The following is a 15,644-nucleotide window of genomic DNA, read 5'->3' on the forward strand; positions in this document are numbered from 1 at the left end:
CCACACGACACGTCCGCAGGAGCGGCCGGTCACGCATCTTCCCGCGGACGTCCGCCGCTGACATCGTGGCCGCAGTCCTCGTCCGGCCCTCTGCGGCGTCGTTCTCCATGAGGAGTCCCTGTGTCCGTCAGCTCCGCGTACGCTCCCGTGCCGCACTCCGCGTCCGTCGTCCGCGTCTCGCCGTCGGACGGCTCGCCGTTCGAGATCGCCTACGAGCGGCGCGGCAGCGGCGAACCGATCGTCCTGCTGCACGGTATCGGCCACCACTGGCAGGCGTGGGAGCCGGTGCTGACCCTCCTCGCCGCCTCGCACGAGGTCTTCGCCCCCGACCTGCCGGGCTTCGGCGCCTCCCCCGGTCTGCTTCCGGACCGCTCCTACGGTCTGCCGGACGTGCGGTCGCTGCTGGCCGCGGCCCTGGATGCGCTGGGCCTGAACCGGCCGCATGTGGTGGGCAATTCGCTGGGCGGGCGGCTGGCGCTGGAGCTCGGACTGCACGGGCAGGCGAGTTCGGTGACCGCCTTCTCCCCCGCGGGCTTCTGGAATGAAGCCGAGCGGCGCTACGCCTTCGGCGTGCTCACCGCAATGCGGCTGGGCGCCCGCACGATGCCGGAGGCTCTGGTGCGGCGGCTGTCCCGTACCGCCGCCGGGCGGACCGCCCTGACCAGTTCCATCTACGCTCGCCCCGGCCGCCGTTCACCCGAGGCGGTCGTCGCCGAGATCCGGGCGCTGCGGGACGCTCCGGGCTTCACCCCGACGCTGGCGGCCGGGCAGCACCCTGCGGCTGTGTTCACGGGGACGATCGGCACGGTGCCGGACATCCCCGTGACGATCGGCTGGGGCGACCGGGACCGGCTGCTGGTCCGCAGGCAGGGCCTACGAGCCAAACGGGCTCTCCCGGACGCCCGGCTGGTGCGGCTGCGAGGGTGCGGGCATGTCCCGATGAACGACGCTCCCGCGCTGGTGGCCCGGATCGTGCTGGACACGGTGCGGAGGGTGCCCTGAGCGCCGCTGCCACCCGGGCGGCCCGCACCGGTTCACCCGGTCGGACTCACGTCCTCGCGCAGCGCCGCACCGAGCAGCGCGGCCGCCTCCTCGCGGCGGCCCGCGAGCGTGCCGTCCGGATCGCCGGCACCCTCGGGACAGGCGCCGAGCACACTCCGCGCACGGTCCGCCGCGGCCGTGCGGCGGCCGAGGTCGGCCTCCAGCCAGCCCGCCATGAGCGCGGTGCCGGTATGCGCGGCCAAGCCGGTCCCGCCGCAGGCGGCGAAGGCGGTCAGGGCATGGTCGGCGAAGATGACGGCCTCCTCGTAGGCCGCGAGGTTGATCTCGTACTGGTGGCGGGCGTTGCGCTCCTCGTCCGGCGGTCCGTCGGTGGCCTGCAGCAGCAGTTCGGCCGTCTGCCGGTATCCGTGGCCGAGCTCCATGCGCAGGGCTGTGCGCTCCTGTTCGTCGGAGGCGGTGCGGATACCGGACTCGGCCTCGTTCAGCGCCGCGCCCATCATCTCGATGGCCCCGGGGACGTCCTGGCGGCTCATCGCGATCCACGCGCGTGAGCGCAGCGACCGGATGACGGCGTGGGTCTCGCCCAGCGGGCGCCACAGCTTCTCGGCGCGTTCGTACGCCTGAAGGGCCTCGTCGGGCAACTCGGCGCTCTTGAGCGCGTCGGCCGCGAGATGCGCGAGCATCGCGTGGTCGTGCTGGTCCTCCCATGCCTGGGCGGTGTCGGCGGCCAACAGGAACTGCTCGGCCGCCGCGCGCTGTTCACCCGCTCCGCTGCGGGTCAGGGCCTGGCCCAGCCACCAGCGTGCCTGGACGACCTCGCCCTCGTCGTGGCCGGCCAGCAGATCGGGCAGTACGCCCTCCAGCACGGTCGCGGCCTCCTCCCAGCGGTCGAGGTCCAGGAGCCGGCCGCCGAGCCGGAGCCGGGCCACGGCGCCGAGCCCGGCGCCCTCGTCTGCCGCGTCGGCCCAGTGTGCGGCCTCCAGGAGGCAGGCCGCCTCCTCGTCCGGGCGCTCCTGCGCGCCGAGCGCGTCGGCGAGTACGAGGTGCAGCCGGGCGCTCTCCCAGGGGCTCAGCGTCCGGGTGTCCCCGTCCGCCCTCCTGTCCGCTCCCCCGGTCGCTCCCCCGTCGGTGTTCCGGCCGGTGTCCGCCGCGGTGGCGCGCAGCACCGCCTCGGCCCCGGCCGGGTCTCCTGCGGCCAGGAGCGCCCGTGCGTGGGCGAGTTCGGCCTCGGTGGCCTGCCAGGGGCGGCGGGCGGCGTGGAAGGTGCGGGCGGCCTCGTCCAGCAGCCGGGCGGCGGCTGCTGGATCGCCGCGCTGTCCGGCGAGGCGCCCACGTGATTCGGTGGCCTCGGCGATGCGGGCGAGCACGCCCGGCTCGACGCGGCGGGGTCCGGCGAAGGCGAGGAGTTCGGCCAGCTCGCGATCCAGTGCGTCCGCGGCCTGGTGCGGGTCGTCGGCGGTGGCCAGCAGTCCGGTGCGGATCCGGGCGCGGGAGAGCAGCACGGCGGTGGTGTGGCGGGTGCTGGCCCGGCCCTCGGCGTGCAGGGAGACCGCTTCGGCGCACAGCGGTTCCAGGGCGGCGAGGGCTTCGGCGGGACGGCCCGCGAAGGCGGTGGCCAAGGAGGCGCGGGCGCGGCAGGCCAGGGCGTCGCCGGGCTGTTCCGCGGCGCTGAACAGCGCGGCGGCTTCGGTGAAGAGTGCGGCACCGGTGGCCGGGTCGGTGCGGGCGATCTCCATGGCGCGGTGGTCGAGCAGTTCGGCGCGCTCGCCGCCCAGCAGCAGGGTGCCCTCGCGTTCGACCACCGCCGCCAGTTCGCGCCAGCGGTCCAGGGCGGCGGGGTGTCCCCGTTCGCTGAGGGTTCGCGCTTCGGCGAGGAGGGTCCGGGGGTCGCTTCGGCCGCTGGAGGCGGCGGCCGGAGCCGGCGCGTTCCCGCCGGGAGCGGTGGCCGGTACGGCGGCCGGGCCCCGTGCGCCCTCCTCGCCCAGCGGTGCCGGGCGCAGCCCCAGCGGCAGCCGCTCCACCAGCGGGGCTCCGGCCATCCGGGCGCGGGCGGCGTCGCTGACGGCCGTGGACCCGTTGCGCCGGTCGAAGCGGGCGGCGACGGCCAGCGCCTCGTCCGCGGCGTGTTCGAGGAGGGTGACTGCCGTCCACTCGCGCTCCGGCGGGCCGGGCACGGGCTGCCCGGAGTGGCCCAGTTCGGTCATTCTGCGCATCAGCAGGGCGGTGCTGACCATCCAGTCGAGGTAGGTGTCCGGATCCCCGGCGGGCTCCCAGTGCCCGGTCTGCTCGGCCAGGATCTCCAGTCCGCGCGGTTCGTTGCCGGTGCGGGCGCAGAACTCGACGTGGGCGGCAACCGCGTACCGCATGCTCGCCATGGAGCGTGCCATGCGGTAGCCGCGCAGGTGGTGGGCGCGGGCCCGGTCGGTGTGGCCGAGGCGGACGAGCGGCAGCAGCGAGGAGGCCAGCACGGCGTGCGGCTCGTGCAGGCAGCTGTGGTCGCCGCCGAGTACGGGTGTCCACAGCCGCAGCGCCTTCTCGTCGTCCCCCTGCCGCTCCTGCCAGCTGCCCTGTTCGTGGAGTTCGCAGGCGTGGCAGTCGCTCATCTCGTCGCGGTCTGCGGACAGCCAGGCGGCGTAGGCGCGGGCCGCACGGGGCCGGTCGCCGATGTGCCGGGCGATGTTGAACTCGCTCTGCCGTACGGCGCGTTCCGAGTGGCCCGCCAGACGGTAGCGGTGGGCCATCTCGGCCTGCCAGGTCTCGATGGACTCCAGTGGGATGTGCGGCTGGTCGAGCATGCCGCTGGAGACCCACTTGAAGATCCAGTGCAGCCGGTGGGTGGCGGCCTCGTCGAAGTCGGCGGGCGCCTCGTCCCACATCCGCAGGAGCCGCGAGAACGGCACGAAGGTCTTGTCGGACTCCGCGCTGAAGTTGTAGGCGCCGATGAGGTTGAGCAGCGCGTCGACCGTCAGCGGGCGGTCTCCGGTGGCCTCCGCTTCGGCGAGCAGCCCCTCGGCCCGTGCGTTGCGCGCGGGGCCTTCGGGTTCCTCGGCGCTCTCGGCCAGTGCGGCCCGGATCCGGTCGGGAGCGGGGGTGTTCATCGGCCCTCCTCGGGCTGGTTCGGCTGGACGGCCCGGTCGAGCAGGCCCAGGAAGGTGCGGTTGAGCAGGGCGGAGTCGGCCGGTCGCAGCGGGCGCTGGGCTCGCAGGAGCGCCTGGCCGTAGAGGGCTTCGACGGCGGTTCCGGTCAGCTGCGGGTCGTCCAGGGCGGCCATCCGGCGCACCAGCGGGTTGAGGTGGTTCAGGATGAGGCGGGTGCGTGAGGGGGAGCCGCCGCGCAGTGAGCCGAGGATTCCCGCCCACAGGCTGTCTGCCTGGTCCTCTTCGCGGGCCCGTGCCGCCTCGTGCCGGGCCGCGCGGTCGTCCAGGTGCAGCGCGGGGACGGTGACGGGGTGGAAGGCCCGCAGGACGGCGTCGCAGCCCAGCGGTTCCAGGGTGGCGCGGGCGGTGGCGAGGAACGGGGCCAGGGCGAGTTCCTCGTCCGGGCCGACGTCGTCGAGGTGGGCGGTGACGGTGTCGCTGTCCAGTTCCGCGACGGCGGTGCCGGGCCGGGCGGCGGGCAGCTTCTCGACAAGGTCGCTGTCGTAGGTGTAGCCGCCGTTGACCACGCCGACGCCCTGTGCGGAGGCGATGGCGGCGACCTGCCGGAACTCCTCCACGGTGCGGGTGAAGTGCACGACGGGGTGCCGCCGGGCGAACTCCTCCAGCGACAGCTGCCCGTCGGTGGTCTCGAAGGGCAGCCACGGGAGCATCAGCCGGAGCATCCCGGTGTCGTGCCGGGCCAGGGACTTGACGCCGAGATGGTGGACGGCGAGGAACTGCGCAAGCCGGTCCTGGTCGTCGGAGGCGAGCTGGGCGAGCCAGTCGCGCACCCGGGTGCCGAGCGCCTCACGTACGGCCTCCAGGGTCTCGTCGGCGTAGAGGCTCTCGCGGGAGGCGGTGGGGCGCAGGGTGTCGGTGTCGATGACGCACCGCACGAAGAACGCCCAGTCCGGCAGCAGTTCGTCGGACCGGTCGGTGAGCAGCATGCCCTTGAGGTGGACGCGGTGGGCGCCGCGTTGGGCGGGGCTGACCGCCGAGGGCAGCACATGGGCGACGCCGCGCACGCCGGCCAGCGGGACGTCCAGCTCGAAGGAGTCCAGTGGCGAGAAGCCGAAGGTGTCGTGGCAGTGCGCGGCGAGCGCGACCCGGCGGGCGGCCGGGCTGGGGTGGCGGCGGTCCCACACGGGCGGCCGTTCGCAGATCGGCTCGTCGCCGACGCGCACGTCGTAGGGCAGCAGGGAGCCGAAGTGCCGGGCCAGCTCCCGTACGCGGCCGGGTGCCAGCCATTCGGCGGCGCCGGCCCGTGCGGTGAGGTAGACGGTGGTGCCCGCTTCGGTGCGCGCCTCGGCGGGGAGCGTACGGACGGTGTACGAGCCGTCGTCGCGGGCCCGCCACTCGACGGGAGGGGCGCTGGTGTCGACGGCGCTGCGGGAGACGACGCGGATCTCCTCGGCGACAACGAAGCAGGCGAGCAGGCCGATGCCGAACTGGCCGAGGAACTCGGCGCGTGCCGACTCCAGTCCGTCGCGCTTCGAGCTGCGGCCGATCGTCGCCAGCAGGCTGTGCAGGTCCGCCTCGGTCAGGCCGATGCCGCTGTCCTCGACGCGCAGCGCGCCGGCCGAAGCGTGCAGCCGTACGGTCGCGGGCGCGTCGGGCTGCACGGCGCGGCGGGCGGTGAGCGCGTCGACGGCGTTCTGGAGGAGTTCGCGCAGATAGACGCGGGGACTGGAGTAGAGGTGGTGGGAGAGCAGATCCACCAGACCGCGCAGATCGACCTGGAAGGTGTGCGGCGGTATCTCTTCGGCAGTCATCGCTGCGAATCCTATGGCGGACTTCCGGCTGTTCACCACGTGGACAGGGTGTGTCCCTTCTTCCCCGCCCAGCTGGGACCTACGATCCTGCTCTCGCACACCCGCTGACACTGAGCGGACAGCCCCGACCCGGGAGGCCCTCCATGACACGCCCCGACGCGAACTCCGCTCCCGGCCCCGCCCGGCGGGCGGTGCTGCGCGGCTCACTGGCCACCGCCGCGGCGGCCGTACCCCTGGCGGCGGTGTCCGGGCTCGCGCTGCCCGGCGGGGCGCCCGCGCAGGCGCTGTCCGGGCGCCCGCGGGCGCGGTGGGGTGTGCAGACCGGTGACGTGACCACCTCCTCCGGCCTGGTGTGGGTGCGGTCGGACCGCCGTGCGCGCATGGTCGTCGAGACCTCCGCGACCGACTCGTTCCGCAAGGTCCGGCGCTGGCGGGGGCCGCTGCTGGGTCCGGGGACGGACTACACCGGTACGACGCAGCTGCACGGCCTGCCCGCCGGTGAACAGGTGTACTACCGGGTGGTGCTGGCCGATCCGGACGATCCGCGGCGGTCCGGGGAGCCGGTGCGCGGCACCTTCCGCACCGCCTCGGACAGCCGGCGCGCCGGGGTGCGCTTCCTGTGGTCAGGTGATCTGGCCGGGCAGGGCTGGGGCATCAATCCGGACCGGGGCGGCTATCCGGTGTTCGAGGAGATGGGCGGGCTCGACCCGGACTTCTTCCTCAACAGCGGGGACACCATCTACGCGGACTCGCCGATCCCGGCGCGCGTGGACCTGCCGGACGGCGGGGTGTGGCGCAACGTGACGACCGAGGAGAAGTCGAAGGTCGCCGAGACGCTCGCCGAGTTCCGGGGCAACTTCCGCTACAACCTGCTCGACGACAAGCTGCGGGCGTTCAACGCGCGGGTGCCGTCACTGGTGCAGTGGGACGACCACGAGGTGCACAACAACTGGTATCCCGGCGAGATCCTGGAGGACGAGCGGTACACCGTCCGGGACGCCGACGTGCTCGCCGGGCGGGCGCTGCGCGCCTTCGGCGAGTACTTTCCGGTGCGCACACTGCCCTCCGGCGACCGCGACGGGCGGGTGTACCGGGTGGTGCGGCACGGCCCGCTGCTGGATGTCTTCGTGCTCGACATGCGGTCCTACCGGAACGCCAACTCGCCAGGGCGGCAGCCCCATGAGCGCCAGGGCATCCTCGGGGCGGAGCAGCTGCGCTGGCTCAAGCGGGAGCTCTCCCGTTCGCGTGCCATGTGGAAGGTGATCGCCTCGGACATGCCGCTCGGCCTGACCGTCAAGGACGGGGCGACCGACTACGAGGCGGTGGCCCAGGGCGACCCGGGCGTGCCGCTGGGCCGCGAGCTGCAGATCGCCGAGCTGCTGCGGCACGTCAAGCACCGGCGCATCACCGGCACCGTATGGCTGACCACGGACGTCCACTACACCTCGGCGCAGCACTACGCGCCGTCCCGGGCGGCCTTCCAGGACTTCGCGCCCTTCTGGGAGTTCGTCTCCGGTCCGCTCAACGCGGGCGGCTTCCCGGCGCTGGAGCTGGACGGCACCTTCGGGCCCCGTCAGGACTTCGTGAAAGCGCCGACGACGGCGAACGTACCGCCGACGGAAGGCGGTCAGTACTTCGGGCAGGTCGACATCGACGGCGCGAGCGGCGATCTGACGGTACGCCTGCGGGAGTTGGGCGGCGGCGTGCTCTACACCAGGGTGCTGCGGGCGGGGCGCACCGGGCAGTGACGGCCCGCGGGCAAGGTGGCGCGGCAGCGCTGTGCGGGGCGCGGTTGCGACGGATCTCACAGAAGGGCGGAAACGGCCACCAACCCTGAAGGATGCAGCCTTTACTCAGCTGTCACAGGACGTTGGTGACCGTGCAACACCAGAGGGTGAAGGTGTCCTTATGACCGATTTTCCAGCGTACTCGCAGCATTCACAGGGCGGTCGGCCCTCATGGCGGCCGCGTGTCCCGTTCGCCCTGCGCCCGCGTTGGACACGCCGCCGGGGCTATCCGCCGCCCACCGGCACCGGCGCCGCGCCGCCGGAACTGCTGGCCCAGCCGGAACTACCGTCCCGGGGCGGCCCGTTGTCGCTGTGGCGGATGCGCACGACCGTACGGGACGAGCCGGGGGCGCTCGCCGCGCTGTGCACCGCGCTGGCCGGGCGCGGCGTGGACATCCTGACGCTGCAGACCTTCCCGCTGGGCCCCCGCCACGGCGAGGAACGGCCTGCGGAGGTCCCGTCACCGCACGGGTGGACGGTGGACGAACTGCTGCTGCGGGCTCCCGAGGAGCTGACGAGCGGCGACCTGGCCGGGCTGGTGGCGGCGGCGGGCTGCACGGACACCTGGCTGGGGCGTGCCGTTCCGCACGAACTGGTGGACGAGACGGCACAGGCGCTCGAACTTGCCGGCCGTACAGCACAGGACAGCGCCGAACTGCCCCTCGCGCTGCGGCAGCTGCTGGGCCGCTGCACCATCCGCTCGGCGTCCGCCCCGGTGCCGCCGGAGGCCGTGTTCGAGGAGCACACGCTGCGGTTCCCCGACCCGGCGGGCGGCGCACTCCTCATCGAACGGCACGAACCGCCCTTCACCCCCACCGAGTTCGCCCGCGCCCGAGCTCTGGTCGCGCTGGACGAGCGGCTGGGCCGCCGGATGCCCCGGCAGCAGGACGCGCTCGCCCTCCCGCGGGGGCAGCAGATCACCGTACGGCGTGCGGACACCCGTGATCTCGACGCGGCCCGCGCGATGCACGAGCGCTGCTCCGATGACACTCTGTCGAGGCGCTATCACGGCCCGGTCGGTGACGCGGACACGTATCTCGGCCATCTGCTCTCCCCCCGCTTCGGCCGCACCCTCGCCGCCGAGACCGCCGCCGGGCGGCTGGTGGCGCTGGGGCACCTTTTGTGGGACGGGGACGAGACGGAGGTGGCCCTCCTCGTGGAGGACGGCTGGCAGCGGCACGGCGTGGGCGGCGAGCTGCTGCGGCGGCTGGCCGCGATGGCCGCCGAGGCCGGCTGCGCGCACGTGTACGCCGTCACCCAGGCGTCGAACGCGGGCATGGTCGCCCTGATGCGCGGGCTGGAACTGCCGCTGGACCACCAGATCGAGGAGGGCACCCTGGTGATCACCGCCGAGCTGGCTCCGGAGCGGGAGACCGCCCGCCCGGCCTAGGGGTCTCTTCCAAGTCCCGCGTGGCAGAGCGGCGCGCGCTGAGCGCGGTGTCCAGGTCGTACCACAGGTCCTCGGCGTCCTCCAGACCTACCGACATCCGCAGCAGCCTGTCACTGATGCCGCCGGTGCGCCGGTCGTCTTCGGCCACGATGCGGTGGCTTATGGAACCGGGGTGCTGGATGAGGGTGTCGACGCTCCCGAGGCTGACGGCGGGGGTGATCAGCCGCACCCCGGCGATCACCTCGTGCGGATCGCCCGCCACCTCGAATGCGACCATGGCACCGCCCAGCTTCGGATAGTGGACGCGGGTGACACGCGGGTCGTCGGCGAGCCGTCGCGCCAGTACGGCGGCGGTGGCCGACTGGGCACGCACCCGCACAGGCAGGGTGGAGAGCCCGCGCAGCAGCAGATACCCGGCGAGCGGATGCAGCACGCCGCCGGTGGCGAAGCGGATCTGGCGCAGCTGCCGGGCGAACTCCTCGTCGCAGGCGATCACGCCGCCCAGGACGTCACCGTGGCCGCCGAGGTACTTGGTCGCGCTGTGCAGCACGATCCGGGCACCGCTCTCGTGCGGGCGCTGGAGCACGGGGGTGGCGAAGGTGTTGTCGACCATCAGCGGCACGGTGCCGCAGGAGTGGGCGAGGGCCCGCAGATCCAGCTCCGCGAGCGTCGGGTTCGCCGGGCTCTCGACGATGACCAGGCCGGTCTCGGGGCGGATGGCCTCGGCGATCCCCGCGGGATCGACCCAGGTCACCTCGGTGCCCAGCAGGCCGCTGGAGAGCAGGTGGTCACTGCATCCGTACAGCGGCCGTACGGCGACGACATGCCGCAGCCCCGCCGCCGTCCTGGCCAGCAGCGTCGCGGTGAGGGCGGCCATGCCGCTGGCGAAGGCGACCGCCGTCTCGGTGCCCTCCAGCCGGGCGAGCGCCTGCTCGAACCGGGCGACGGTCGGGTTGTCGAGCCGGGCGTAGACGGGCGGGCCGGTCAGCTGGGCCCCGGTGGCGGCGAACTCGTCGAGCCGGGCGGCCTCCGCCCGGCTGTCGTGGGACGGATAGGTGGTGGACAGGTCCAGCGGTGCGGCGTGCAGGCCGAGGGCGGCGAGGTCTTCGCGTCCGGCGTGCACCGCCTCGGTGGCGAGCGAGCGGGTCGTCGCGGGTGTCGTCTCCATGCGGCGATCCTGAACACCGGACGGGCTGTGGGGGCGGAAGGCCGTGTTACGTTCGACTCATGTCCGATTCTGTCGTGCTGGACCCGGTCGACCTGGAGATTCTGCGGCTGCTGCAGAACGACGCCCGGACGACGTACCGGGATCTGGCCACCGCCGTGGGCATCGCGCCCTCCACCTGTCTGGACCGGGTGGGCAGGCTGCGCCGCAGCGGCGTGATCCTCGGCCACGAGCTGCGGCTCGATCCCGCGCGGCTGGGCCGGTCGCTGGAGGCACTGCTGTCGGTGCAGGTGCGGCCGCACCGGCGGGAACTGATCGGCCCGTTCGTGGAGCGGGTCCGCGCGCTGCCCGAATCGCGGGCGCTGTTCCACCTCACCGGCCCGGACGACTATCTCGTGCATGTGGCGGTGACGGGGACGGCGGACCTGCAGCGGCTGGTGCTGGACGAATTCACCTCCCGCCGGGAGGTGGCACGGGTGGAGACCCGGCTGATCTTCCAGCAGTGGGTCTGCGGCCCACTTCTGCCACCCACCTGACGAAGCCGTTCCACACGTACGAGGATGGAGCACATGTCCGATACGAAGAACAGCGCTCCCCTCCCCCGCCAGGTGGCCGACAGCTATGTCGACGCCCTCGTCGAACTCGATCCCATCGCCGGCACCTATCTCGGTGTGCCCGAGAGCTACGGCCGTCTGCCCGACCTCTCCCCCGCCGGACAGGAGGAGCTGGCGGAGCTCGGGCGCGACACGCTGCGGCAGCTGACCGCCGCCGAGGCACGGGCAGGTGCCGAAAGCGACGCGGAGCGGCGCTGCGCCCGGCTGCTGCGCGAGCGGCTGACCGCCGAACTGGCCGTGCACGAAGCGCACGAGGGGCTGCGCGCGGTCAGCAACTTGAACAGTCCGGTGCACGCCGTGCGCGGCATCCTCACCGTTATGCCGTCCGACACCGAGGAGGACTGGGGGCGGATCGCGCAGCGGCTTCGGGCGACGCCCGCGGCGCTGGAGGGCTACCGCGCCTCCCTGGGGGCCGGGCTGGCCAAGCAGCTGCCCGGCGGGCCCCGGCAGGTGGCCACGATGATCGGGCAGCTGAGCGAGTGGATCGGCGAGGACACGGGAGAGGAGAGCTGGTTCGCGACCTTCGCGGGGCAGGGCCCCGACGCCCTGCGGGCGGAGCTGGCCGAGGCCGCCGAGGCGGCCACCGGCGCCATCCGCGCGGTCCGCGACTGGCTGCGCGACGTCTACGCCCCAAAAATCGCGGGAGCGCCGGAGACCGTGGGCCGTGAGCGGTATCTGCGGTGGGCCCGCTACTGGAACGGCGCCGACCTGGATGTGGAGGAGGCCTACACGTACGGCTGGGCCGAGTTCCACCGGCTGCTGGCCGAGATGCGCACCGAGGCGGAGAAGGTGCTGCCCGGCGCCGCCACCCCCTGGGAGGCGCTGCGCCACCTGGACACGCACGGGCAGGCCGTCGAGGGCGTCGACGAGGTGCGCGACTGGCTCCAGTCCCTGATGGACGAGGCGATCGAGAAGCTGGACGGCACCCACTTCGAACTAGCCGAGCAGGTCAAGCGGGTGGAGTCGCGGATCGCGCCGCCCGGCAGCGCGGCGGCGCCGTACTACACCCAGCCGTCGATGGACTTCACGCGGCCGGGGCGCACCTGGCTGCCGACGATGGGCGAAACCCGGTTCCCCGTCTACGACCTGGTGTCGACCTGGTACCACGAGGGGGTGCCGGGCCACCATCTGCAGCTGGCGCAGTGGACCCTTGTCGCGGACGACCTGTCGCGGTATCAGACCTCGGTGGGCATGGTGAGCGCCAACGCGGAGGGCTGGGCCCTGTACGCGGAGCGTCTGATGGACGAACTGGGCTTCCTGGCCGACGCCGAGCAGCGGCTGGGCTATCTGGACGCGCAGATGATGCGGGCGGTCCGGGTGATCGTGGACATCGGCATGCATCTGGGCATGGAGATCCCCGCCGACTCGCCCTTCCACCCGGGCGAGCGGTGGACTCCGGAGCTGGGGCAGGAGTTCTTCGGGATGCACTCCGGCCGCCCGGCGGACTTCGTGGAGAGCGAGCTGGTGCGCTATCTGGGCATGCCGGGCCAGGCAATCGGCTACAAGCTGGGCGAGCGCGCCTGGCTGACCGGGCGGGAGAACGCGCGCGCCGCCCACGGCGACGCCTTCGACGCCAAGCGGTGGCACATGGCCGCCCTGTCCCAGGGCTCGCTGGGTCTCGACGACCTGGTCGAGGAGCTCTCGGCCCTGTAGGGTCCGCCGGCCCCACGGCCTGTCCGATGGGTCTTCTCGGGCCCGCGACGCCCCGGCACGCGTCCCCTCGGCCCTTCGGGCCGGGGGTGGCCCCATGCTCGCTGCGTTGTCGGAGTCGTCCGAGTACGCTCAGCACGAGGACGATCCTCCGCCTTGCGAGCGCACGCACAACGCCGCGGGCTGACCCTCGGGACTCACCAACAGGCCCTGGCTGTATTGATCACGAGCGTTGCTGCAGTCGCCGGGCTTGATCATGGCGAAGACTTCCGTCATCGGCGGTCTCGGGCAGGTCGATCCCCGTGAGGACTGGCGGCCGCGAGTCGCACGGCTCCTGGACTTCGTCATGGGCGGGCCGCGGGCGGGAGCGCCGGGCCGGTGACCGCGCCCCGGAAGCGGTAGCGGCGTTCGGGGCGACCCGCGACGCCGTAGCGCAGGGAGACGTCCGCGCTGCCGACGGTCTGGAAGTACTCCAGGTAGCGGCGGGCGCTGACCCGGGAGACGCCGGTCAACGCCGCGCACTCGCTGGCGGACAGGGTGCCGTCGGCCTCACGCAGGGTGCGTTCGACCAGCTCGGCGGTCTCCACGCTCACGCCCTTGGGCAACGCCGGGACCGCGGCGGCCGGCGTCCCCGCTCCGGCCAGTACGCGGTCGACGTCGGCCTGGCTGCGGACCACCGTGCCGAGCAGCCGGCCCCGCTGGACGGCATAGCGCTCCAGCCTCACCCGCAGGTCCTCGAACTCGAACGGTTTCAGCAGGTAGTCGACCACGCCGTGCCGTACCGCACCCCGCACCGCGTCCGCCTCCCGGGCCGCGCTGATGACCATGACGTCGCAGTCGTGGCCGGCTGCGCGCAGCCGGGGAATGACGTCGAGGCCGAAGACGTCCGGCAGGTACAGGTCGAGCAGGACGAGGTCGGGGCGCAGTTCCCCGACGGCGGCGAGCGCCTGCTCCCCGGTGCCGACGACCCCGACGACCCGGAAGGGCTCGACGCGTTCGACGAAGGCGCGGTGCACCCGGGCCACCATGAAGTCGTCGTCGACCACGAGCACGCCAATCGGGTCGCCGGCGCGGGACGCGTCGGCCCTACCGGCCGCAGTGGCGGCCGGGTGCGCCGTACCGGTCCCGGCGTCGGGGTGGGCTGTGCCGGGCGCAGTCGTCGTCGGATGGGCCGTACCGTTCGTAGCGATCGCGCCGGTCGGGCCGCTCCTACCCGTCATGGTGCTGCTCCTTCCGCCACCGCGTCGGTGAGGTGGCTGACGGTCATGCGTGCGGCGAACATAGCCCCCTCGGGGGTGTTGGTCACCGAGATCTCGCCGCCGTGACGTTCACAGACCAGCCGGGTCAGCGCCAGGCCGATGCCGCGCTCGCCTTGTCGGGCGGCCTTGGTGGTGAAGCCGTGGGAGAAGACCTCGCGGGCCAGTTCGGGCGCCACACCGGGCCCGGAGTCGCGGACCACGATCTCGACGCTGGAGGCGTCCTGCCTCAGCTCGACCTCGACCCAGGCCTCGTGGCCGGCGCCGGGCGCCGCGGCGGCGTCCACGGCGTTGTCGACGAGGTTGCCGACCACGGTCGCCACGTCGGCGGCGTCCTCCGGGGCCAGCCGGTCGAGCGCCGTGCGGTCCGAGACGCGCAGGGCGACCCTGCGCTCGGCCGCGAGGGACGCCTTCGCCGTCAGCAGCGCGGCGACGGCGGTGTCGCGGACCCGGCGGCTGAGGGCAACATCCAGGGACTGGCGCCGCTGGTTGAGCGCGCGGATGTAGCGCACCACCTCGTCCGACTCGCCGATCTGGATAAGCCCGGAGATGGTGTGCAGCTGGTTGGCGAACTCGTGGGCCTGGGCGCGCAGCAGCTCGGAGGTGCTGCGAAAGGAGCCGATCTCCCTTTCCAGGCGGGCCAGTTCGGTGCGGTCGCGCAGGGTCGTGACCGAGCCGAGCGGGCGCCCGTCCTTGGTGACCGTCATCCGGTTCATGACCAGGACCCGCCCGTGACGGACGACGACCTCGTCACGCCTACCGGCCCCGCCTGTTACCTCCCCGGTGTCCGCCCCTGCCCCCGTACCGGCCAGGACGTCGCGCAGCCGCCCGTCGACGCCGAGGCCGTCCAGGCTCTGGCCCACACAGTCCGAGGGCAGGTCGAGCAGACGCCGGCCCATCTCGTTGACCAGGGTGAGCCGGTGCTGCGGATCGAGGGCGACCACGCCCTCGGCGATGCCGTACAGCATCGCCTCCCGGTGCTCGGCGAGCCCGGCGATCTCGCGCGGCTCCAGACCGAGGGTCTGCCGTTTGACACGCCGCGCGAGCAGCCAGGAGCCCGCCACACCGAGGCCGCTGGCGATACTGAGGTAGGCGAGGAGGTAGGAGGAGGCGCCACCGAGGCGCTGCCACACCCTCGGGTCGGCCTCACCGACCATCACGGTGCCGAGGTGCCGGCCGAGGGTCTCCCGGGTGACGCCGAGCACCGGAACCTGCGCGACGCGTTCACGGCTGCCGTGCAGTGTCAGTGGTCCCGACCAGCCGCGCCCCTCGGCGGCGCCCTCGCTGCGCGGCAGTCGGCTGCCGATCATCGTGGGGTCGGTGGAGCTGACGACGCGGCCGTCGGCGTCGGCCACGGTGACCGAGGTGACCCCGGACTGGGTCTGCGTGGAGTTCACCAACGGGGCGAGGGCCTCCTGCGGCACGGGGCGCAGCAGCTGGCTGCGGACCAGTGGTGTGGTGGCCAGCTGTTCGGCCAGGGCGGTGACCCGGCGGCCCTCGACGCGGTTGAAGGTGGCCCTGGACTGGGCGAGCGAGACGGCGGCGACCGCAAGCAGGACCACGACGACGATGGCGAGCTGGAGGACCAGCATCTCGCCCGCGAGGGTCTGACGGCGGAAGGTGAGTGCCACGGCGGACTCGATCTCAGCTGACGGAGGCGGGAGGGTGTGCCGGGTCGCCATCATGGTGCCCACCTGCGGCGAAGGAAAGAGATGTGCTGTGTTCGCAACGAACCAGCGATCCGCCGGAGACCGCAAAGACCACAACCTCCCTTGGTTGCGCAAGGCAGACAGGCCGTCGGTGCACGGGCACCATGTGGCCCAGTCGCCCTCCCCCACAGGGCTCTCCCCCGTACCGATCTACCAACCGAC

General features: G+C 73.2%; 10 protein-coding genes. 5 read left to right on the forward strand and 5 right to left on the reverse strand.

Going from position 1 to position 15,644, the window contains the following annotated elements; genetic code table 11:
* The first annotated feature begins 120 nt into the window (after positions 1–120).
* On the forward strand, positions 121–1,002 hold the full coding sequence (locus tag LHJ74_RS29420; RefSeq protein WP_260221274.1) for an alpha/beta fold hydrolase: 882 nt from the start codon (positions 121–123) through the stop codon (positions 1,000–1,002).
* A gap of 32 nt (positions 1,003–1,034) precedes the next feature.
* On the opposite strand, the gene LHJ74_RS29425 is transcribed toward LHJ74_RS29420, so the two are convergent.
* Both LHJ74_RS29425 and LHJ74_RS29430 read right to left on the reverse strand, forming a co-directional pair.
* Positions 1,035–4,100, reverse strand: a complete 3,066-nt coding sequence (locus LHJ74_RS29425) for a tetratricopeptide repeat protein (RefSeq protein WP_260221275.1) — start codon at positions 4,098–4,100, stop codon at positions 1,035–1,037.
* Entirely contained in the window at positions 4,097–5,911 is a 1,815-nt protein-coding gene (locus tag LHJ74_RS29430; protein WP_260221276.1) for an HSP90 family protein, read from the reverse strand. Before LHJ74_RS29430 ends, LHJ74_RS29425 begins: the two co-directional genes overlap by 4 nt.
* Before the next feature lie 143 nt (positions 5,912–6,054).
* On the opposite strand from LHJ74_RS29430, the gene LHJ74_RS29435 reads away from it, so the two are divergent.
* Both LHJ74_RS29435 and LHJ74_RS29440 read left to right on the forward strand, forming a co-directional pair.
* Positions 6,055–7,659, forward strand: coding sequence for an alkaline phosphatase D family protein (locus LHJ74_RS29435; RefSeq protein ID WP_260221277.1), 1,605 nt, complete (start codon positions 6,055–6,057; stop codon positions 7,657–7,659).
* A 160-nt stretch (positions 7,660–7,819) separates the two neighbouring features.
* Positions 7,820–9,088: a GNAT family N-acetyltransferase gene (locus LHJ74_RS29440; RefSeq protein WP_260221278.1), complete on the forward strand. Its 1,269-nt coding sequence runs from the start codon at positions 7,820–7,822 to the stop codon at positions 9,086–9,088.
* On the opposite strand, the gene LHJ74_RS29445 is transcribed toward LHJ74_RS29440, so the two are convergent.
* Positions 9,042–10,256 carry a trans-sulfuration enzyme family protein gene (locus tag LHJ74_RS29445; protein WP_260221279.1) on the reverse strand — a complete coding sequence of 405 codons (1,215 nt, stop codon included), beginning with the start codon at positions 10,254–10,256 and terminating at the stop codon, positions 9,042–9,044. The two genes, LHJ74_RS29440 and LHJ74_RS29445, sit on opposite strands and share 47 nt — an antisense overlap.
* A 59-nt stretch (positions 10,257–10,315) precedes the next feature.
* Between LHJ74_RS29445 and LHJ74_RS29450 the strand changes: the two genes are divergently transcribed.
* Positions 10,316–10,789 carry an Lrp/AsnC family transcriptional regulator gene (locus LHJ74_RS29450; protein ID WP_260221280.1) on the forward strand — a complete coding sequence of 158 codons (474 nt, stop codon included), beginning with the start codon at positions 10,316–10,318 and terminating at the stop codon, positions 10,787–10,789.
* Positions 10,790–10,822: 33 nt separating this feature from the next.
* The gene (locus tag LHJ74_RS29455) at positions 10,823–12,520 is read left to right on the forward strand and encodes a DUF885 domain-containing protein (RefSeq protein ID WP_260221281.1); all 1,698 of its coding nucleotides are present in this window, start codon (positions 10,823–10,825) and stop codon (positions 12,518–12,520) included.
* 341 nt (positions 12,521–12,861) lie between these two features.
* Here LHJ74_RS29455 and LHJ74_RS29465 read toward each other — a convergent pair whose 3' ends face one another.
* Positions 12,862–13,737 carry a response regulator gene (locus LHJ74_RS29465; protein ID WP_260221282.1) on the reverse strand — a complete coding sequence of 292 codons (876 nt, stop codon included), beginning with the start codon at positions 13,735–13,737 and terminating at the stop codon, positions 12,862–12,864.
* A complete protein-coding gene (locus LHJ74_RS29470; RefSeq protein ID WP_260221352.1) occupies positions 13,734–15,404 on the reverse strand; it encodes a sensor histidine kinase in 1,671 nt (556 codons plus the stop codon). Before LHJ74_RS29470 ends, LHJ74_RS29465 begins: the two co-directional genes overlap by 4 nt.
* Between the last annotated feature and the right edge of the window lie 240 nt (positions 15,405–15,644).

This window comes from Streptomyces gossypii, assembly GCF_025165795.1.
In the GTDB taxonomy this organism is placed as follows: Bacteria; Actinomycetota; Actinomycetes; order Streptomycetales; family Streptomycetaceae; genus Streptomyces; species Streptomyces gossypii.